This window comes from Sphingobacterium psychroaquaticum (genome assembly GCF_900177625.1).
GTDB classification, from domain to species: Bacteria; Bacteroidota; Bacteroidia; order Sphingobacteriales; family Sphingobacteriaceae; genus Sphingobacterium; species Sphingobacterium psychroaquaticum.
In genome coordinates this window covers 295,896-317,901 of sequence record NZ_FXAU01000003.1, presented here as the reverse complement: position 1 = coordinate 317,901, position 22,006 = coordinate 295,896, and the positions used below count along the sequence as shown (strand labels likewise).

At 41.6% G+C, this 22,006-nt stretch carries 17 protein-coding genes and 1 tRNA gene; 8 read left to right on the top strand and 10 right to left on the bottom strand.

The features are described 5' to 3' along the window. Positions 1-58: 58 nt before the first annotated feature. The gene (locus tag B9Y69_RS09755; protein WP_200811777.1) at positions 59-1,354 is read right to left on the bottom strand and encodes an adenylosuccinate synthase; all 1,296 of its coding nucleotides are present in this window, start codon (positions 1,352-1,354) and stop codon (positions 59-61) included. A gap of 150 nt (positions 1,355-1,504) precedes the next feature. Here B9Y69_RS09755 and B9Y69_RS09750 point away from each other — a divergent pair, with 150 nt between their 5' ends. The 7 genes from B9Y69_RS09750 (at position 1,505) to B9Y69_RS09720 (ending at position 13,110) form a co-directional block, all read left to right on the top strand. After that, positions 1,505-2,245, top strand: a complete 741-nt coding sequence (locus B9Y69_RS09750) for a helix-turn-helix domain-containing protein (protein WP_234991190.1) — start codon at positions 1,505-1,507, stop codon at positions 2,243-2,245. 25 nt (positions 2,246-2,270) lie between these two features. Continuing rightward, complete coding sequence (locus B9Y69_RS09745) at positions 2,271-3,440, top strand: FAD-dependent oxidoreductase (protein ID WP_085472754.1); 1,170 nt, start codon at positions 2,271-2,273, stop codon at positions 3,438-3,440. A 166-nt stretch (positions 3,441-3,606) separates the two neighbouring features. Continuing rightward, entirely contained in the window at positions 3,607-4,215 is a 609-nt protein-coding gene (locus B9Y69_RS09740) for an RNA polymerase sigma factor (protein WP_085473038.1), read from the top strand. Positions 4,216-4,284: 69 nt separating this feature from the next. Further along, positions 4,285-5,460 carry a FecR family protein gene (locus B9Y69_RS09735; RefSeq protein ID WP_085472753.1) on the top strand — a complete coding sequence of 392 codons (1,176 nt, stop codon included), beginning with the start codon at positions 4,285-4,287 and terminating at the stop codon, positions 5,458-5,460. A 143-nt stretch (positions 5,461-5,603) separates the two neighbouring features. After that, on the top strand, positions 5,604-8,942 hold the full coding sequence (locus tag B9Y69_RS09730; protein WP_085472752.1) for a TonB-dependent receptor: 3,339 nt from the start codon (positions 5,604-5,606) through the stop codon (positions 8,940-8,942). 19 nt (positions 8,943-8,961) lie between these two features. Continuing rightward, a complete protein-coding gene (locus tag B9Y69_RS09725) occupies positions 8,962-10,596 on the top strand; it encodes a RagB/SusD family nutrient uptake outer membrane protein (protein ID WP_085472751.1) in 1,635 nt (544 codons plus the stop codon). A gap of 24 nt (positions 10,597-10,620) precedes the next feature. Next, positions 10,621-13,110: a zinc-dependent metalloprotease gene (locus B9Y69_RS09720; protein WP_085472750.1), complete on the top strand. Its 2,490-nt coding sequence runs from the start codon at positions 10,621-10,623 to the stop codon at positions 13,108-13,110. Positions 13,111-13,154: 44 nt separating this feature from the next. Here the strand turns inward: B9Y69_RS09720 and B9Y69_RS09715 are convergent, their stop codons facing one another. Together B9Y69_RS09715 and B9Y69_RS09710 are read right to left on the bottom strand one after the other, a co-directional pair. After that, a complete protein-coding gene (locus B9Y69_RS09715) occupies positions 13,155-14,339 on the bottom strand; it encodes an MFS transporter (RefSeq protein WP_085472749.1) in 1,185 nt (394 codons plus the stop codon). A gap of 8 nt (positions 14,340-14,347) precedes the next feature. Continuing rightward, entirely contained in the window at positions 14,348-15,490 is a 1,143-nt protein-coding gene (locus tag B9Y69_RS09710) for an Atu1372/SO_1960 family protein (RefSeq protein WP_085472748.1), read from the bottom strand. Positions 15,491-15,570: 80 nt separating this feature from the next. Between B9Y69_RS09710 and B9Y69_RS09705 the strand changes: the two genes are divergently transcribed. Next, positions 15,571-16,368: a helix-turn-helix transcriptional regulator gene (locus B9Y69_RS09705; RefSeq protein WP_085472747.1), complete on the top strand. Its 798-nt coding sequence runs from the start codon at positions 15,571-15,573 to the stop codon at positions 16,366-16,368. Here the strand turns inward: B9Y69_RS09705 and B9Y69_RS09700 are convergent. From B9Y69_RS09700 to kdsB, 7 genes are all read right to left on the bottom strand, one after another. After that, positions 16,365-17,291 carry a DUF6268 family outer membrane beta-barrel protein gene (locus tag B9Y69_RS09700; protein WP_085472746.1) on the bottom strand — a complete coding sequence of 309 codons (927 nt, stop codon included), beginning with the start codon at positions 17,289-17,291 and terminating at the stop codon, positions 16,365-16,367. The two genes, B9Y69_RS09705 and B9Y69_RS09700, sit on opposite strands and share 4 nt — an antisense overlap. Before the next feature lie 158 nt (positions 17,292-17,449). Beyond that, a tRNA-Ser gene (locus tag B9Y69_RS09695) sits at positions 17,450-17,534 on the bottom strand. A gap of 90 nt (positions 17,535-17,624) precedes the next feature. After that, entirely contained in the window at positions 17,625-18,149 is a 525-nt protein-coding gene (locus B9Y69_RS09690) for a YceI family protein (protein ID WP_085472745.1), read from the bottom strand. Between the two features lie 180 nt (positions 18,150-18,329). Continuing rightward, on the bottom strand, positions 18,330-19,676 hold the full coding sequence (locus B9Y69_RS09685) for a sigma-54-dependent transcriptional regulator (RefSeq protein WP_085472744.1): 1,347 nt from the start codon (positions 19,674-19,676) through the stop codon (positions 18,330-18,332). 73 nt (positions 19,677-19,749) lie between these two features. Further along, on the bottom strand, positions 19,750-20,514 hold the full coding sequence (locus B9Y69_RS09680; protein ID WP_085472743.1) for a sulfite exporter TauE/SafE family protein: 765 nt from the start codon (positions 20,512-20,514) through the stop codon (positions 19,750-19,752). Positions 20,515-20,523: 9 nt separating this feature from the next. Next, complete coding sequence (locus B9Y69_RS09675) at positions 20,524-21,183, bottom strand: HAD family hydrolase (protein ID WP_085472742.1); 660 nt, start codon at positions 21,181-21,183, stop codon at positions 20,524-20,526. Positions 21,184-21,244: 61 nt separating this feature from the next. Next, a complete protein-coding gene (gene kdsB, locus B9Y69_RS09670; protein WP_085472741.1) occupies positions 21,245-21,988 on the bottom strand; it encodes a 3-deoxy-manno-octulosonate cytidylyltransferase in 744 nt (247 codons plus the stop codon). Positions 21,989-22,006: the final 18 nt, after the last annotated feature.

Below are 22,006 nucleotides of genomic sequence, written 5' to 3'. Positions count from 1 at the left end.
TATAAATAAGAACCAAAAAATACAAAAATTTTCGTTCTTATCGTACAGTAAATATCTTTTAAAGATCCTCCGTCAATTCCACAATTGCATCCCGCTGCGGACCAATAGAAAGATATCGAACAGGAACTTCCAGCGCTGTATTCAAAAAGCGAATATAGGCCATCAGGCCATCCGGTAAATCCATCTCACTTTCGACTTGCGTAAAATCACCAGTCCAACCCATCAACCTTGTCCACACTGGCTTTGCCAACTGAAAACTGTAATCTAAAGATGCATAATCAGATATCACATCATTGACTATATATTGCGTGCAGATATCAACCGTCTCCATCTCATTCAATACATCAGCCTTTGTCATGATAAGCTGTGTAACACCATTCAACATCACCGCGTACTTTAACGCAGGCAAATCTAACCACCCGATGCGACGTGGCCGTCCGGTATTAGAACCGAATTCATTTCCCTTTTGTCGAAGTTTTTCACTTAGTTCATCCGCGATCTCACTCGGAAAAGCACCGTCCCCAACCCTTGTTGTATAAGCTTTAAAAACACCATAAACATCCCCTACTTTAGTTGGTGAAACCCCCAAACTCACACAGGCGGCTGAAGCAATCGTACTGGAGGAAGTAACATAAGGATATGTTCCGTGATCAATATCAAGCATAGTTGCTTGCGCTCCTTCTGCCAAAACTCGTTCCCCGGAATATAGTGCCGTATTCAAGTACAACTCTGTATCAATAATGTGCAGCTTCTTCAGGTATTCGATATCAGTAAAAAAAACATGTATCATTTCTTGCAAATCAATCATCTCTTGTTCTTTTGCTCGGAGCTCCTCATATTCCCGAACGATGGCAGTCTTCACTTTCTCCTCGAACGTATCCATGTAGATATCCCCAACACGGAACCCTTGACGAAGCATCTTATTCGCGTACGCCTGTCCAATTCCATTTTTTGTCGTCCCGATCGTTTGAAAATCAGCTGACGCTTCCATATAAGCGTCTCGATATGCATACGTTGGCAGTACTAAGTGGGCTTTCTTGGAGATGAATAGATTATTAGTGATCGACAAACCTGCGGAAATTGCTGATAAATCATCGATTTCACGTCTTAACTGCGTTGGATTAACCACCACACCGGTACCGATTACATTTTTTATATGCGGGTAGAATACCCCGGAAGGTAATAATTTCAATGTTACTTTGTGCGATTGCCAGAAGATTGTATGTCCGGCATTCGCTCCTCCATTAAAACGAGCGACAATATCGTACGCCGAACAAATGCGATCGATAAATTTTCCTTTTCCCTCGTCGCCCCATTGCAGGCCAACGAGAATATCCATTTTTCCTGTTTTCATCTAACTTAAATTGTAATACAAAGCTATGTGCTGTGCGATATACCACAATTGTCATTTGGCAAAAAGCAAATTGAAACCTATTGAAAATAGTGTATCTTTCAAAAAAGTTGTGTGATCATATAAATAGTATTGAAGATATAACTAAGGACAGTGAACTTTGAATTTAAACTAAGCGATGAAGGTATAGCGGATTTCGTTTATTGTTTTTCAGCCTTGGACAACATGGAGGATATTCGTGAAGGAATCATTATTCCTAATGGCAGGGTTGATCTCGTCTTTGCTTTTAAATCAGAGAAAGAGATCGAAGTTACCCTGCTCGGTTTGGAAACAAAGCCAAAGAAAATGCCCGACCGAAACTATACAAAATTCTACTCGGTTAGCTTCAATCCCCTTGCTTTAGAGTATATACTTCAAATTTCTGTTGCAGATGTGCTAGATAACGGAAAAATTTTACCTGTTGATTTTTGGGACCTGCCTTCCCTTCATTCCATGAATTTCGAACAATTCTGTTCGGCGATCACCAACAAGGTACACAGTAAGCAACCAACCAACATGGATGAACGAAAACGCAAACTCTTTCGTCTTATTTTCGATTCCAATGGAGCGATTGGTATTCGGGAACTTTCCTACAATATTGGTTGGAGCGAACGCCAGATAAACCGTTATTTCAACCAACAGTTAGGGCTGCCCATAAAGACATATTGCAATATACTACGCTTTCAGGCCGCTCTCCCCTACATCAAAGAAGGTAAACTGGCTCCGCAATTGAACTATACCGATCAGTCCCATTTTATCAAGGAGATTAAAAAACTATCGGGCGTTTCTCCCAAAGAGTTATTCAAAAATGAAAATGACCGTTTTTTACAATTCCTCACGGTAGCCAAGCCCTAATTTTGTGGTATTCAAAATTGAAAATATGTTACTACAAAACAAGAAAATAGCCATTGTAGGCGGTGGACCTGGCGGATTAACATTAGCTAAGTTATTACAAGATAAAGGTGTCAATGTAAAAATTTATGAAAGAGATTTTGACCGCACAGCAAGGGTACAAGGCTCTCCCTTGGATCTACACCAAGAATCGGGATTAGCAGCTTTACAACAAGCAGGCTTAATGGAGGTATTCAAAAAAAATTATATGCGTGGCGCGGATCGGGAGCAAATCATGGATCCCCAAGGAACGGTCTTCTTTAGCGATCATGGTGTCAAAAAGGAAGAAAATTTTGGCGACCCTCATTTTCGTCCCGAGATTGATCGCGGAGTTTTGAGAAACCTTCTTTTAGACACTTTACAACCGGGTACCATACATTGGAACTGTCATTTTACAGAGATGAAACCGCAGAACGACGGATGGATACTTTACTTCAAAGATGGAAATACTGCCTACGCAGATATTGTTATTGCGGCCGATGGAGCACATTCTAAAATCAGACCTTACCTCACCGATATCAAGGCTTTTTATTCAGGCATTACAATGATCGAAGGAAATATACCAAACGCCTCAGAAAAATCTCCTGCTGTTACGCAACTCTTAAAAGGAGGAAAGATCATGGCATTTGGCACGACCGAAAATATCTTAATGGGACAAAAGGGGAATGATGAGATCGGATTTTATCTCAGCTTTAAAGTCGATGAAAACTGGACACAGCAGAATACAGTAGATTTTAATGCCCCACAACAAGTAAAAAACTGGTACAAAACAAAATATGCATCCTGGAATCCATTATGGGATGAACTCCTAGAAGTGGTCACCTATCCATTGACCCCGCGCCCCATTTACTGCATGCCTTTAGATCAACATTGGGTTGCTCAACCCAATCTAACACTTATAGGTGATTCCGCTCATGTGATGCCTCCTTTTGCCGGTGAAGGCGTAAATATGGCGATGTTAGATGCACTTGAATTATGCAACAACCTGACCGGAAATATATTTAAAGCGCCCCTCGAAGCGATAGCAGATTATGAGTCCAGGATGCGGCAAAGAGCGAGCTTAATCGCAAAAGAATCACTCGACAACGGAGAAACCATGCATAACAAGCATGCCTTACGTGATATGCTGGCTTTTTTCACGGGGTTCGAGAACCCCTAGCCGCTCAAGCCGATAGCTAAATCGGTGTCATTTTTCAAATAAAACATCAAATGTATTAACAGTTTCTTAATAATAATCTATCTTTGTATCTAAGTTTTTGATAGGCAATATCTTAAAAACGATGGTTTCCAGCTCGGAAATGAACTTTATTAACTACAGGGGTGAGATGCACATTTTTCAGGAGGATAGCGACCTTATAGAACAGTTGGCAGAAGGGTCTACCGCAGCTTTCGAAAAGCTCTTTGCCAGATACTGGTCCCACGTTTTCACCACAGTTAAAAAGTTAATTAAATCTCATGAATTAGCCGAAGATGTTTCCCAAGAGATTTTTGTGAAAGTATGGAGTCGCAGACAGGAACTATCGTCTGTTACTAATATTGAGGCGTATCTCTACACCATCGCACGAAATACGACACTCGATGTGCTGCGAAAAAAAGTCTTAGTGACCGATAACTTAGAACAATTAATCCATTACTTCTCCGACCATGCCCTTACTCCGGAACAACGCTTAGAATATAAAGAGTTACAACATAGTATACAGGAAAGTATCAACGCTTTGCCTGAAAAGCTAAAAGCTGTCTTCGTATTAAGCAGAATAGAAGGTCTTTCACACGAAGAAATCGCCGTAAAACTAGATATATCTATCACCTCTTCAAAAACATATATCGTTCGGGCTCTCAAGATTATCCGTGCTCATATGGCCAGTAACATGGATTTAAATACAATTCTGATTGCCACCTTACTCCTCGAAAAAATTATTTTTCGAAATAAGTGATTTTTAATGTCTTCCTTATCCCGTTTTCTACGTCTGTCTATAATGGGAGCGCTTTAGCTACAGCTGTACATGAATAATAAATTAAAATTCGAAGATCTATATACAAAATACCTTCAGGGGCAATTAACCGCTGAGGAGTTACTGGAATTTATCCAACTGTCTAATGATCCGGCGAATGAAGGTGCCTTTTCGGAGCTTGTGAACGAAACATTTCATACGGATAAGAGTGCTTCCGATGCCTTCCATACCGGACAGGCGTTTCAGCGTTTCCAATCTACGATAAAAGGACTGCAAGCCCCAGAAGAAACACATCCCCAGATACGGAAGCAAAAACGTTCGTACGGTCAAATTTGGAAGTATATTGCAGCGGCATGTATGGTATCGTGTTTCATTTATTTAGGAAGTAATTATTTCCGTGAAAGCAAACCAACACATCCCTACCCTACGTATAGTCATATGGAGGAGGTACAGCCTGGAACAAACAAAGCTTTTCTAAAGACTGCCGATGGAAAAGAGATTGCCTTGGGCACAGAAGGAGCACTTCGCGTTGAAAATAATCGTTTGATCGATGCAACTGGAGAACAGATTCAAAACGAAGATAATACCAATACATGGCAGACTCTTGTTGTTCCAACAGGGGGACAATACAAAATGATACTCGCTGATGGCTCCAAAGTTTGGTTAAATTCAGCATCCAAGATGACCTTTACCAAGCAGTTTAATGGAAGTAAAAGAATAATAAAGTTAGAAGGAGAAGCCTATTTTGAGGTAGCTCATAATGCGCAGAAGCCTTTTATAGTCGAAAGTAACGAACAACAAGTGCAAGTTCTTGGCACCAAGTTTAATCTATCGGCCTATCCGGATGAAGCAACTGTTACCACCCTCGTGGCGGGGAAAGTCAATGTATCAGCCTTTGGACAAAACGAAACGTTGATCCCCGGAATGCAGAGCATAAATTCGGCGTCCCACCTAACAACAAAACCAGCTAATATGGAGGTTGCTTTAGCCTGGATGAATGACCGTTTTGTTTTTGTACGTGAACCCTTACCACAGATTATTCAAAAGCTTTCGCGTTGGTACAATGTTGATCTGTATATCGCTTCTGGTTCTGAAGCATTAAACAAGAAAACATTTAGCGGCTCTTTAAGCAGAAATACACCACTAACAGAAATATTAAATCTATTTAAAACAACCGAAACCATCAGGTTTGAAATGAAAGAAGGGAGGGTTCGCTTGATGATGTAGTATGTACTAATCCAAATAAAAAACCAGAAGTGATCAACACCCCTGGTTTACCTAGACTAAGAATTAAAAGCATTGTGCTTTAAGGTTAACCCTTCGAAAGTAACACCTAACACTAGCTTAGAACACCTAATTATTTCAAATATATGAAATTTAATGCAGCCCTATTGATGGCTGTGACATTCTCACTCGTTTCTTTTCGAGGAGAAGCGCAAGCCATAAATATCAAGGGAAATAATCTACAAATTGAAAATCTAATTAAAGAGATTCAAAAACAATCAGGATATAACTTTCTGTTTGATGATCAGCTTCTTGCCGGAACGAAGGCGAAGCAGATCGACATTAAAAATGCATCCGTAACACAAGCTTTACAGGCCATTTTTGAGCACACCAATATTAGTTATGTCGTGACCGACAAAAATATTGTCCTAAAAAAGAAAGCGAAAGCAACAAATTCGACAACAACGACCAAACAACAACAGGAAAAGATACGTAAAGGTACGATCCAAAATGATCAAGGGACGGTCCTTCCCGGCGCAACGATTCGAAACAAACGTACAGGCGCTATTGTCGTTTCGGATAGTCAAGGAGAATTCGCAATTCCTGCCGAATCTGATGATATTCTTGAAGGGACTTTTTTGGGATACCAACGTAGCGACCTGAAGATCAAAACGGACGATACAACGGTTCGAATTGTCCTTTCTAAAGCGGTTACCGAACTCAGTGACATCGTTATCGTGGGTTACGGTGCGCAACAGAAAAAACTTGTTGCCGGAGCGATAAATACCATAAAGGGGGAAGAACTGGCACAGTCTCCTGCCGTTAATTTATCCAATACCTTAATGGGTAGAGCACCGGGTTTGACCTCTACGATGACCTCGGGTGCACCCGACCGGGACCGCGCAACATTAAAAATTCGGGGTATGGGCGAAGCATTGATCGTAATCGATGGTGTTGCCCGTGAAGGACAAGGGATTATCGGAATGGAAATCGATAAACTTGACCCCAACAGTATAGAAAGTGTTACCATATTAAAAGATGCCGCAGCAGCAGTATATGGAACACGTGGTGCAAATGGGGTAGTTTTAATCACGACAAAAAAGGGAACCCGAGATAAACTCGAAATTGGATACAGTGGACAATTGGGGTTTCAGGAAAGCACGCGTTTACCTCGTTTTCTAGACTCATATCGTTACGCATTACTCAATAATGAGATGTATGACAATGATATCGCAGAACGTGGTACTTCCCCAAAAACCAAGTATACAGATGCTGAATTGCAAAAGTTCCTTGACGGATCTGACCCGAATCGCTACCCCAATACCAATTGGTATAAAGAAGTATTGAATACCACTGCGATGTTGCAAAAGCATAACGTCAACATTAATGGCGGTTCTAAAAATGCACGTTATTTTGTCAGTGGTTCTTATACCGATCAAGATGGTTTAATGAAAACATCAGGACTGAAACGGTATGGATTGGTAAGCAATACCAACTATGATATCACAAAGAACACGAATCTAGCTGTCGGAATCAACTATATCACAGAAACAGCAAGTAACCCCTCTGCGTATGCAGAAACAATCTTTAGCCGTTTGGCATCCTTGGGCTCGATTTCTCCGGCACAGTTTACGAATGGTTTTTATGCGTACTCTGGCTTTTCAGGAAATCCTAAAACTGACGTAATGCCGGAGAGTGGTTACAATCGGACAACTAGAAATGTATTTACCGGTTCATTTAGACTGACACAGCAAATTCCTTTTGTAAAAGGTTTATCGGCCGGTGCAGCAGTGACCGTAGATCGTAACAGCTCTTTCCAAAAAGGATTCACCATTCCAGTGCAACAATACACCATCGCACAGAACACCGATGATTATACGTTGCAAAATGGAACGGAAAAGCCATATCTCGACCAAACATATAACCAAAATAACAACGTGAATGTTCAAGTTCGAATGAACTATAAACGAAAATTTGGTGCGCATAATGTAGATGCAATGGCTTTATATGAACAAAACGAGTTCAAGAGTGAGATGATGAACGCTTCGCGTAGCAACTACCCCGTTTCCAGTCTAGACCAACTTTTCCTGGGCGATGCAAGCACACAAAAGAACCTAGGTTCATCCACCGAAAATGCAAGACGTAGTGTGGTAGGAAGACTTGTGTATAGCTATAACCAACGCTATATCGTTGAAGGAAGCTTCCGTCATGACAGCTCTCCTTATTACCCGAAAGGTAAAAGAGATGCCTTTTTCCCTGCCGTATCTGCCGCATGGATTGTTTCTGATGAGCGTTTTATCAAAGACAATTTCTCCTTTGTGGATAACTTAAAACTACGCTCTTCGTATGGTCGTCTTGGAAACGATGGTGGAAATCTATATACCTACTTTTACAACTACGCTGTAGTACCAGCAGGATATGTCTTTGGTACAAGTAACACCATTACACCATTGACTCGTATATCAAACCTAACTGTGCCAAATACTAATATTACATGGGAAAAGGTCGATGCGTTCGATATTGGATTAGATGCGATACTTTGGAAAGGTAAGCTTGGATTTGAAGTTGATTACTACAACAAGAACAAATTTGACATCCTACGCTCTAGATCCTATGATGTACCCCTTTCTTTCGGTATAACACCTGCACTTCAAAACTTCGCACGGGAACGGTATTATGGTTACGAAGCTGCCGTATCACACCGTAGTAAGATCAAGGACGTACAAATCAATGCACGTTTAAACATGACCTATACCAAAAGTACAGTAGTAGATTATGGTGAAAATGATGCCGTCTTACCGGGTAACCGTCAAGAAGGAAGCACTGTCGGGATGGTACGGATCTTAAAGGCAAATGGTATATTCAAGGATGAAGCCGATGTCGCAAACTGGCCAAAATATTTGAGTAGTCCGAATGGAACGCCAATCACACCTAAACCGGGTGATATCCGATATGAGGATATGAATGGCGACGGTGTTGTTGAACTCTATAGCGGCAGCCCCGACCGTGCCTTCGAAGCGCAATATATTAACCCACCGACCGTATACGGACTTAATCTAGGTGCGAGCTGGAAAGGGCTATCTGTCGATGCTTTTTTCCAAGCCTCTACCGATATTTTCATCAACTATACAGCAGCCAACGATATTGCAAATTTCTATGAGCTGCATATGGATAGATGGACACCGGAGAATCTTAATGCGAGCTACCCGCGCCTGTTATCCAATTACGAAAATAACAGACTCCCTTCCACATTCTTTGTGAAAAATGGGAATTACCTGAAGCTTAGAACCGCACAAATAGCTTACACCGTTCCATCGGCATGGTTAACACGTACTGGACTTCGTTCTGTAGGACTGACGCTGCAAGGGCAAAATCTATTTACGATCAGTAAAAACAGACGCTACGATCCAGAATCTACCGGTGCAACAGCTAATCTCTATCCGCCACAGCGTATTTTCTCTTTTGGTGTACGTGTCGGTATTTAATATTAATTGCATTTGTCTAATGAAAAGAATAAACAATATAGCTCGAATACTCTTCTTGGCAGGCCTCACCACCATGACCTCTTGTCAAAAAGATTTTCTCGACCGTAAACCGTTAAATTTGGTTTCTGAAGAAACCGTATGGCAAGACCCTGCCTTAATCAAATTATCCATCAATGAATTTTACACATTCTTAAACACAGGGTTTACCAATACATACCTGCCCGGAGCCATCACTGATGACCTCCAATTGATCGGTTCAGAAGAACGTAAGTTGATTGGTTACCTCAGTGGTGATTTCTTTAACACGACCTTCCCAGAGCGTAACCTTTGGAAAGACGCGTACGCACAGATACGTAAGGTAAATTACTTTATTGGACGTGTAGAGCAAACCAACGTATTGAACGATACCGATCGCAAAACGTTATTGGGACAGGCTAGGTTCTTCCGTGCCTTTATCTACTTTCAGTTATTCTCTAACTTTAAAGACGTACCGCTTATTACGCGTTTGCAGCCCATAGAAGAGGCTGAAGACAAGCCGTTGAAGGTAAGTCATGAAGACGGCATGGCTTTTATCGCAGCTGAACTCGAAAAAGCAGCAACGGAGCTTCCTAGTACATACAGTAAGGAAGAATGGGGACGCATCACCAAAGATGCTGCCTTAGCTTTCTTAACACGGGTATTAATCTGGGATGCCAGTCCACTGAATAATGAGGACAATAGCCAACAGCGCTGGCAGAAGGCTGCAGATGCAGCATCGCGTGTAATAAGTGGGCAAGCTTATGATCTTCAAAAAGAATACACCAATGTCTTTTTGACTAAAAACATCATGACACGTCCTGAAGTTATACTCGAGTCCAGATATAATGGCTTGAAAGGAGAAAGACAACACGCTTTTGATAAAAACAATAGCTCGACTGGATTTGGTGGAAAAGGAATCAACTGCCCGACCCAAGATCTAGTAGACGCCTACGAGATGGCCAATGGAAAAGCTATTACGGAACAAGGTTCAGGCTACGATAAAGCAAAACCTTACATCGGTCGTGATCCTCGTTTTGATAAAGCGATATTACACAATGAAAGCTTGTTTAAAGATCGTAAAATTGAAACATTTACGGGTGGCCTTGATATGCCTCGTACAAACCCTACACCTACCGGTTACTACATCCGTAAATTTATTGATGAAAAATTCGATTATAACAAAGATGCGTCGGCAGGTAGTAGTACCAATTGGGTCATTATGCGTTATGCCGAGGTTCTGTTAAATTTCGCAGAGGCACAAAACGAAGCAACAGGTCCTACACAAGCTGTTTACGAGGCTGTAAATGCTATCCGCAAACGTGTCAATATGCCGGAGCTTGCAAAAGATCTTAATCAGGAACAAATGCGCGTCAAAATTCGTAACGAACGCCGTATTGAACTTGCCTTTGAAGACAATATCAGGTATCAGGATCTACGTCGTTGGAAAGCCGCAGAAACGATGCTTAACAAATCGGTATCAGGCGTTACCATCACCAAAAATAACGATGGTAGCTTTAAATACGCACCAAAATCAGCCGGCACACGTGTCTTTACCACTAAAAACTACTGGATGCCTATCCCATTAGTTGAACTTGGCGTCAACACGAATCTAAACCCACAAAATCCGGGTTGGTAATTATTATTCGTCCTAAAATTAAAAATGAAACATTTAAATAAAATTACGTTCACCCTTGCTGCGCTTGCTCTCTCCATGGGAGCAAGCCATGCGCAAGGCAAATGGTCCGGACTGGTAAAAGTATCCGAAAAAACAGAGGAAACTAAAAAGGATACGGAAAAGACAAAAAAGGAAAAGATTAAAAAGTTTGAAGACCTGATCGACAATACCGCGATCAAGTCAAAAGGTCTTTTTAACACCTACCATGTAGCCGACAAATATTACATGGAAATTCCGGACAGTTTACTTCACCGTGATATGTTGGTCGTTACCCGTTTTACCCAAACCCCTGTTGGTCTTAAAGAATACAGATCACAGTATGGCGGAGAAATGATTAACGATCAGCTTTGGCAATGGCAGCGACACCAGAACACCATCTTTCTACGTGTACCAAGTTATGCGTACATGGCTTCTGGCAACAGTGATATTCACCAAGCTCTTGCCAACTCTAATGCGATGCCAATTCTAGCAGCATTTGAAATCAAAGCTTTTAATGAAGGTGGAAAAAATTACCTCATTGATGTAACCGACTTTTATAACGGCGAGATTCCAGGGATGCAAATGCCTGAGAATCTAAAGAAAACCTATAAGTTAGCTGGCATTGATGCCGCCCGTTCTTATATCGATACCATCAAAGCGTTTCCAACGAATATAGAGGTAAGAACGGTAAAAACTTTCAAATCACCAGACCTGCCGGCAGATAAAACTGTTGGGGCGATGACCTTTGGCTTAAATACATCGATGGTCTTATTGCCAAAAACAGCAATGCAACCTCGTTACGACAACCAGCGTATCGGTTATTTTGCAAATCGTAAAATGGATTTCGGAGCCAACGATCAAAAAGTTACGGCAAAAGCATTTATTCAACGGTGGAGACTTGAGCCTTCCGATGCGGAAGCCTATGCACGCGGCGAACTGGTAACTCCGAAAAAGCAAATTGTTTATTACATTGATCCGGCCACACCAAAAAAATGGGTTCCCTACTTAATTGAGGGTGTGAACGACTGGAATACGGCTTTCGAGGCTGCTGGCTTTAAAAATGCTATCGTCGGTAAAGAAGCTCCTTCCCCACAAGAAGACCCTGAATTTAGTACCGAAGATGCACGCTATTCTGTGATCCGCTACTTCGCATCTGAAACAGAGAATGCGTATGGTCCGCGAATTTCAGATCCTCGGTCAGGCGAAATTATTGAAAGCCATATCGGTTGGTACCACAATGTGATGTCTCTCCTACGTAATTGGTTTTTTGTACAAACAGCAGCTATCCATGAGGGTGCCCGAGGTGCAAAATTAAGCGATGAGCAGATGGGCCAATTGATTCGTTTTGTATCGTCACATGAGGTTGGTCACACATTAGGTTTATTACATAATTTTGGATCAAGCAGTGCGTATGATGTGGATTCGTTGCGTTCACCGGCATTCACGGAGAAATATGGTACAGCACCGTCCATTATGGACTATGCTCGTTTTAACTACGTAGCACAACCGGGCGATGGAATTAAGAATATCTACCCTAAAATTGGGGAGTATGACCGTTACGCTATTGATTTTGGGTACCGTTACATGCCGCACCTAAGCCCAGAACAAGATGCCTCGTGGTGGGAAAGACACATTCAAGAGAAAATCAAAAATCCGGTGTACTATTACGGTAAGCAAGGTTCTATGGATCCGCGCGCACAAAGTGAAGATTTAGGGAATGATGCCGTGAAAGCGAGTGACTATGGGATAGCTAACCTGAAATATATTCTCCCTAACCTGGAGAAATGGACTTTCGATAAGGACGATAATCTAAGCAGTACGAAAGAGTTATACCTTGAGGTAATGCGCCAATATCGTCGCTATGTAAATCATGTTGTCGCAAATATTGGAGCGATGACAGAGGATGTAAAAACTATGGGCGAGAAAGGTGCCGTTTTCAATTACGTTCCCAAAGATAAGCAACAAGCGGCCGTTGCCTTTATCAATCGTCAGGTTTTCCAGACACCGACCTGGTTATTGGATAGTACCCTGATGTCACGTGTAGACTATGGTATTATGGTCAACAAAGTGGTTGAAATGCAAAATCAAGTTTTAACATCACTTTTAGAAACATATGGCTTTGCCCGCATGTTGGATGATGAGTTTAAAAACGGCAACAAGGCGTATAAAGTAACAGATCTTCTGAACGATCTCGAAGCGCAGATATTTAATAGCCCGGTCAATGATGTATTCAGCAGAGGCTTACAACGGGCGTACGTAGATCGTTTAGGCGTCCTCTTAAAGTTAGATAAACCTGTACAGGAAACCATCTATGCGGCTAGTGGATTAACGCCATATAACCCGAATCTTTCCGACATGCGTATTATTATGCATAGTGCGCTAAACCAAGTTGAAAAAAGAATCGCAAAGGCAGCCAAACGTGCAAGCAATTTTGAACAAGAACACTACAATGATCTTTTAAATCGAATCACACAGATTAAAAAGATAAACAAATAAAATAAAAAGGTGGGTAGCAGCAGCTATCCACCTTTTTTATGTGATTAATCTTCAATAAAACGTTGCCTGGCTGCTTTTGCACCAAAATAAACCATTAGGGTGATGGTTACCAATAGGAAATAAAAAGAGCTTTGCCACGAAGGATCTCGTTCATACAGCAAGCCAAATATAGGCGGTCCAATTGCGGCGATCAAGTACCCGACCGACTGTGCCATCCCGGATATTTTAATGGTTCCCTCCATCGTCTTACTTTTCAAGGAGAAAAAAAGAATGGCAAGACTAAATGCCAATCCGCTGGCACCTCCCATCAGAATAGCGGTAATATAAATAAATGTACGCTTACATAGAATAAGCATACCTACTCCGGAGAACATCAAGATACCTACGGCATAAATAAGCACCTTTTGATCTTTCATTTTTGAGGCAATAACAGGCGCAATAAACATAACAGGGAGCATGGCCATTTGGATGGTAAACAAGACCATCCCCGTCTCCTCTTTCGGCATGCCATAGTCCACCAAAACAACCGGTAAAAGTGCAACCAAACAATAGTATACCAGCGATTGCCCCCCCATAAAAAAGCTAATATTCCATGCCTGGTTCGATCTAAAAATACGGATGGAATCAACCCGCTTCGTGCGTGTCGCTCGCTGTACCGGTGAGGCCATAAAAGAATCAAGCAGCACGACTAAGAGTGCTAAAACAGACCAGAAAGTCCATACCCCAAGTGATCCTTTCCAACCTAGCCCGGTCCATTGTCCGATGGACAAGCTTAAACCCGAGGCCATTGCGGCAATCAAATTCATCGAAACAGAAAATATTCCGGTCATCAGACCGATATGATTCGGAAAGGCCTGTTTGATATAAGCAGGCGTGGTCACATTACCGATGCATATCCCTAACCCCATAACAATAGAGCCGATATATAACATCGTTACATTTCCATATACCCGCATAGCTAATCCTAAAACAAGTGCGACACAGGTGTAGATTAAACTATGTCTTATATTTCCTTTTCCAGCAATGCGGCTGATCATGATAGAACAAAAAGCGAACACAGCAAGTGGTATGGATGTCAAGAGACTTGCCTCCGAGGTATTCAAACTCAATACCGTTTTTATTTCGCTTAAAATAGGTCCTACCGCGGTTATTGGTGCACGCAGATTGCCCGCAACCATAATAATGACCAGGATACCCAAAACAGATATCCCTGATTTTTTATGTATCATAGCAAAGTTTATTGAACCTCGAAAATAGCTTGTATGGAAACAGAAGAACCTAATGGTAAAGATGCAGCCCCCGATGTGTTACGTGTATGTTTCCCATTTTCTCCAAAAATATCAACCGTAAGGTCGGAAGCAGCATTCATCAGCGCAGCATGCTGTGTATACGTTTCTAATGTATTGAAAGCGCCAATTAGCTGTACACATTTTTCAACTCGATTTAGATCTCCTCCTAATGCGTCCCTTAATATGGCCAGTACATTCAGCATCGTTACCCGCGTCGCTTCCTTAACTTGTTCCTCACTCACATCAATACCCAGCTTACCTGCATTGAAAATCTTGCCATCCTTCAACGCAACCTGATTGATAAAAATTAAGTTCCCTGATCGCGAAAAAAGCTCATAATTTCCGACAGCCTTTGGTAGTTCTGGTAGTACAATATTTTTTTTCTGCAATATGGCGTTGATATCCATCTGCTGTTGATTTCCTTCAGATGTCTTCTTTGTTGTTACCGTACGTACGCCTTTCATCGCCGCCGCAACCTTCGAAAAATTACGACCTTGCATCTCCGCCACTAAACGCTCGCTTGGACTTGGTCTTTCAACGCCTTTATGAGAGGCTAAACTCGTTGTTCCCAAAACCGTATTTCCTTGCGGGATATCGCGATCAATCTGTTCTGCCCCCCGAATACCATTGGAAACTAAAATCATTCCATGTACCGCAAGCGTATTCCAGAAGGCTTGCACAGCCAGCTCGTTGCCTGCACCGCTACCCGCGGACATAAAGACCATAGCTGGCATTCCCTCTAACCGATGATTTGTCCATAGATCCACCGTTTTAGAAAGAAAATCACTCATAGCCGTACTGATATTTCCAAAATATACCGGTGAACCAAAAGCAATACCGTCATAAGTATCCAATTCATCCACCGTAACAAGGGGTATACTACGTAGTTTCGGATTATCCGATGCTTTCACTTGCTTAATTATCGCTACCGCCCCTTGTTCTGCCTCAATCCCTTTAGCAACTTCCTTTGCCAATTCATAAGTGCCTCCATTATCGGAGTGAATAAGAACCAAAACGGTCGGTTTATTTTCTTGTGCCATAGTCATAAGTGCTAAGTGTAAACTCACTAAGAGCATAAACATTTGTTTCATCTATATTGTGTTTTAAATCTGATTACAAAATTAATACTGTCGTTTTTATTAACTTTGCCAAAAACAACATTTAAAACGCCATGAATAGATGTGGATTAACAGAGGTAAGGGAAGGATGTTATGTGGACGGCCTATCGGCTGATGCCTACGTTTGGTATGAAGAAGACTGGCAGCATGAGGCTAATGAGCATGTTCACCGACGTTATCAATTAACGTATGTGGAAGAAGGGTATCAATATTTCCATATCGGTAAAAAAATCTATCTGGCACCACAAAATCACGTTATCTGGATTCCCTCGGGTGAACCACACCGAACCAGTACGGAGGCGAAGACGGTAAATCTGATGCTTATTCTTTTTCAATCGGTACCGGATCATGACTTTTTTAAGCAGGTTCATCTATTTCCGGCACCGAAAGTCCTGAAAGAAATGCTCTTGTATGCCTCAAAGTGGAACAAAAGATTGCACGACGAAGAAGAGAAGGATATTTTTTTGCAGGCGATGCTAACCAGTTTACCTTCTTTTTGTAATGAAAATAACGCGTTACAGATTCCTATTCCGACCGATAGTCGTCTGATCCCGGTATGTAATACAATTAATATAAATTATCCGTATCATCTCGATATGGAGAATCTAGCTGACGTTGCTAAAATGTCTGTACGTAACTTGCAGCGAACCTTTAAACAAGAAACGGGTATCACCATTCAAAAATACATGCAGCTGATACGCATTCTTAAAAGTATAGCCTACCTCGATACCAATCAATATACACTGAGTGAGATCGCTTTTAAGGTCGGATACAAAAGCTTATCCGCATTTACGGCATCATACTTTGCAATCATGAAAACAAAACCGAGGCTAAAGAAGAACCTTTCTTAGAACTTCATTTTTAAACCTGCGGAAGCGTAGATAGCTGATTGGAAATAATAATTCTGTTCCTTAAATATACTTTTTAATGTACGATCGTTCATTTGTGCAGGTCGCCAAGCACTTATCCCTCCTGTAAGGGGGATCGAGAGCTTTTTACCAATCTTAATCTCGGGACGTAAGCCACCGATCATGTACATATGTGAAAACATCTTGCCTTCTCCGTCTTGCTCTAAAAGGGCGACTTGTCCGTTCATCTCTCCTATTACACTTATGCGCAAGCTTTTGCCAACGTCGTAACCTGCCGATACAGCGAGTCCATTCATCAGCGCTATGTTTACGCTATACTTTCCTTCGGTTCTCCAGTTTAAGTAAAACGCAGGAAAAAGCATCGGCGTACCAAATGAATTGTTAAATGCAACTCCGCCGCCAAGGTCTAGATTGGGCTTTAGATGCCGGATGAAAACTATACCGGCATTACCTAGGGTATTGTTTAAGGTGATATCCGAAATTTTGGTGCTCGGCATATAGATCCCGCCTCCTATACTTGCCAACATAGACCAGCGATCGTTCAATGGTCTTAAGTGGTTTAGGTTGATGCCTGCGTTTACGATTTCATCCACAACTAATGGCTCGGTAAAGTTTTCGTTGTCTAGTTTAGCATAAGCGCCAGCAACACTTAATGCCCACATGGTGGGACGCTTCTTTTCATTGAGCTTAAAGGATAGAGGTATGTTGATACTGCCTTGATGAATGAGTGCGCCCCCCTTGCTGTCTCCGACTTTTTCGCTTTTTTCGTTTTCCATAAACCGATAGCTGGATTTTCCAATGTATTCGCTCTTTAATTCGACACTGACCTGGGCAGGGCTAATAGTATAACTAAGGGCCATAATCAGCAACAACGATAGTTTCTTCCTACTAAAATTCTCAATCATTTGATTTGTGTTTTAGTTATGACAACTAACATGGTAGATACCCTTGGTATGCTGTTGGTATTTTGATACTAGAGAGGGTAAGGTAAGGATCGAACCCGGGGGTACTCATCCCTCTCAAACGCAAAAAATCCCTCATCTTTCGATGAAGGATTTTTCTGCGGAGAGTGAGGGATTCGAACCCCCGGACCTGTGACAGTCAACAGTTTTCAAGACTGCCGCATTCGACCACTCTGCCAACTCTCCGCGACAAAAGTACAAATTTTCCCTTTTGTACAAAATTTTATTTCACTTTTCTTGCAAAAAAACACAGCCTAATTGCTATTAAACTGATTTTTAAGACAATGCAAATTGAATATCTCCTTCAAATTTCACCTCACTACTTACCATAACCCCACCAGTCTCCAACGCCGTGTTCCAAGTCAGTCCGAAATCTTCTCTTTTCAATTTACCAGATACCGTAAAACCGATCTTTTTATTTCCCCAAGGGTCTTGTGCTGTTCCACCATTCTCTACATCAACAACAATGGACTTCGTGATCCCCTTAATCGTAAGATCACCTGTAATATGAAACTTATCCTTCCCTGCCGCTGCGATGTGTGTGGATTTAAAGGTAATTTTCGGGTGCTTCTCACCGTGGAAGAAATCTTCACTACGTAAGTGCTGATCGCGCTGCTCGTTCTTCGTTGTAATTGAATCTACTCCAATACTAACATCAACATGTAAACTTGAAATGTCATCCGGATTACCGGTAACCTCCACATCAAAGTCTTCAAACAGTCCTTTAACGTTCGAAATCATCATGTGCTTCACACGAAATTCAAGCTCGCTGTGTGCTTTGTCTAAACTCCATTTTGCCATTACTTTTCTTAATTAAATGTTATAACATAAATATACAAGTAAAACTTGTAATTACATAATTATAAGGAAGTACGAAACTTTAATTTACTTTCGCACGACTTTAAGAAAACAATATGTATACCAAAAAAGTTTGTCTAACCAATAAAAATAAATAGTAATAAAAGCAGCCCCAGCTAGAGGTTATAATTTATATTCATCAATCTTTCGATACAGTGTTGCTACGCCTATTCCCAACAATCGAGCCGCCTCGGCTTTATTACCGCCGGTATGTTTCAATACCTGCTGAATATGTTCCCGTTCCATAGTTGTCATGGCATAATCTGCCCCTCCGGTATCGATAATTTCGGCGCTACGTCGCCGCATATCAAAAGGCAAGCTATCTACGTCAAGCAATGATCCGTTGGTAATAATCATGCTCCGCTCAATGGTATTTCTGAGTTCGCGGATATTTCCTTTCCAGGGATTATCCTGTAATATTTGAAGGTATGCTGGGCTGAAATTAATCTCCTTTTTACCCAAACGTGATGCATCTTGTTGTGCAAAGAACTTTGCCAAAAGAGGAATATCTGTCCGACGATCTCGCAACGGTGGAAGCGAGATTTCAAAAACCGACAAGCGATAATAGAGGTCGGCGCGAAAGTGTCCAATTGAAACTTCAGTTTCTAAATTGCGGTTCGTCGCGGATATAATCCGTACATCAACTTTTGTAGGCTGGGTGTCTCCAATTTTAAGAAACTCTCCTGTTTCCAGAACGCGCAACAATTTAGCCTGTAGATCCAAAGCCATTTCCCCGATCTCATCCAGAAAAACGGTACCCCGATGTGCTTCTTCTAGCAATCCTTTTTTATCCTTCATCGCCCCCGTGAAGGAGCCGGCACGGTGTCCAAAAAGTTCTGATTCTAAAATTTCACGTCCAAAGGCGGCACAATTTAAGGCTACAAATGCACGCTCGCGACGTAAGCTCTCCGCATGTATGGCTTGTGCAAAAACCTCTTTCCCCGTTCCGGTTTCACCAAGCAGCATAACCGTCGTGTCTGTAGAAGCCACCTTACGCCCCAAATCAATAGCCTCCAACAACACCGGAGACGTACCGACGATCTGATCAAAACTATATTGCTTACCCACCTGAAGCTCCAATTGTTTTACCCGACGTTTCAGTTGAGCTTTATCAATTGCTTTATAAATAAGAGGCAACAACTTATTATTATCATCACCTTTTGTGATATAGTCGAAAGCACCATTTTTCATTGCCTGGACACCATCCGCGATATTGCCATAGGCAGTCATTAAGATGGTTTCGGCAATTTGTTGTCGCTTTTGAATTTCGGGAATGATATCAATACCATTACCATCCGGTAATTTGACATCCGAGACGATTACATCGAAATCATGCTGCTCCAGAAGCTGCATGGCTTTCTTGATGGTTCCCGCTTCCCAGACGTCAAAAGCAGCGTCCTCCAACTTAATAATACGTACCAGGAGGCTGCGTAACTTTTCCTCGTCGTCAATAATAAGAATCTTGTTCACCCTTCCCTATTTTAACATGTAATACAATAATCTAAAGTAGGGAATTTTATGCGAGATACCGCATCCCTTCAGGCTACAGGACGATAAGTAAAATGGCAGAAATAGTTACCAGGGTCATGATCAGGTAACGGAATGTTTTTTCAGGAATAACCTTGACAATCTTTATACCGATAAAACCACCTAGAAGAATAAAAGGTACAGCCATGAGGTTCAAGTAGAAGCCTGACCAGCTAAGGTTGTGCCACACAAAAGCTTGGAGCGGTACTTTTGTAAAATTGAGAATCATGATAAACCAAGCGGAGGTCGCAGCAAAGGTTATTTTATCTAGCTTTTTAGAGAGCATATAAACCGATAAGGCAGGTCCGGCTGCATTACCAATCATGGTGGAGAAACCAAGGATGAACCCAAAGAAAGGTGCATACCACTTATTTTCTACAATTAAATTTTGCTTCTCGACCGATAGACGTTCTAACCAAAGCATAACAATAATACCTGCTATAATGCTGATGCCCATCGTGATTTTAAACGCGGTATCGTCTATTACATTTCCTAGAAGTAATCCTACAATAAGCCCCACTACCGCCAGAGGAAGAAGCTTTTTGACCTCGCTCCATAGAAAAGCTTTTCGGTAGTACAGGACCGCTGTGAGGTCCGCAAAACACAGAAGAATCAAGACAATACCGGTCGAGTACTTCGCACCAAAAAGTAAGGCAAAAAGCGGTACAGTTAATGTCCCTATATTTTGAATTCCAGTCTTCGACATACCAATCAAGACGGCACAAGTAAAATAAAGAACCCAACCCTGTGGGGACGAGATCAGCTGTAGCGCTTCTTGCATCAGTGCACGTTAAGATCGAATAAGCTGACGCACCTTTTCTGCATCAACTTGACTGTAATCATCAATATAAAAAGAACAGGGAGGCAACTGCGCTTTGGTATGTGAGCTTAACACACCGACCACTTTCATACCGGCATTTAATCCCGCCGTAACACCAGAAAATGAATCTTCAAAAACCAAGCATTGTGCTGGATCAACTCCTAGATTAGATGCAGACTTCAGGTAAACTTCGGGGTGAGGCTTATGCAAGTTCACATTTTCACTAGCTAAAAGAGATTCCATCTGCGATCTAATATCCAATTGATCGAGAATTAAATCCATATTAGCCTGGGGCGCAGAAGTAGCTACCGCTGTATGAAAATCATTTTCCTTCAAATCCTTTAAGAAGGTTTTGTAGTACGGAATAGTTTCAACAGCGTCCTTATAAATTGTCCTAAAAAGTGCTTCCTTCTCATTTTCCAATGCAAGGAGCTCCTCCCCATGTATAGGTCTTTTGAAAAAATAAGTCATAATATGGCTGTTATGCTTGCCATACATGTGTTCTTCAAAATCTTTCTCGGTATAGTCGATTTTATATTTATCAAAAAAAGCTTCGAATGCCTTGGCGTGATATGGGTTCGTGTGACAGATTACCCCATCCATATCAAAAATAACGGCGTATTTGTTCATGCAGCAAAGGTACAAAACAAATAGTTTTACTAAGTTACTTTAACAGCGAATAATTCCTCGCTTAATGCTTAAAATAGATACGCTGGATCTGCTCCAAATCCTCCGGAGTATCCACAGCAACAGTTTCAAACATACTTTCCGCCACTTTAATAATATATCCATTTTCTAACCAACGGAGTTGCTCCAGTGATTCAGATTTCTCAAAAGCGGAAGCATTCAAATTCGTAATCTCTTGTAGAATATGGCGTCGGTAACCGTAGATTCCAATATGTTTGTAATATGCTTGATGATCCAACCAGTTTTCGCGTGCCACTCCTCGTTGAAAAGGAATAGTTTGTCGCGAAAAATAAAGCGCCTGTCTCTTCGAATTAAAAACAACTTTAGGCGAATTTTCATTAAAGAGCTCGGCCGTCGTTTCAATCCGTTTAACAAGTGTACCTATTTCGGTATCGCTTTCTTGAAAAAGTATAGCCAACATATCGATCTGCTCCGGATTGATAAAAGGTTCATCACCTTGAATGTTGATTACAACATCATAATCATTATAGGATTGAATAACCTCCGCACATCGATCCGTTCCTGACGGGTGATCCGAAGAGGTCATCACAACCTTGCCCCCGAAAGCTTCTACGTGCTGTTGTATACGTGTATCATCTGTTGCGACCACAACCTCCGTTAACGATTTACAGCTTTTCACCTGTTCATAAACACGCTGTATCATGGATTTCCCCCCGATATTGACCAATGGTTTACCTGGAAAACGTGTCGATGCATAACGCGCCGGAATAATGCCTATAATTTTCATGGCACAAAAATAGCAATT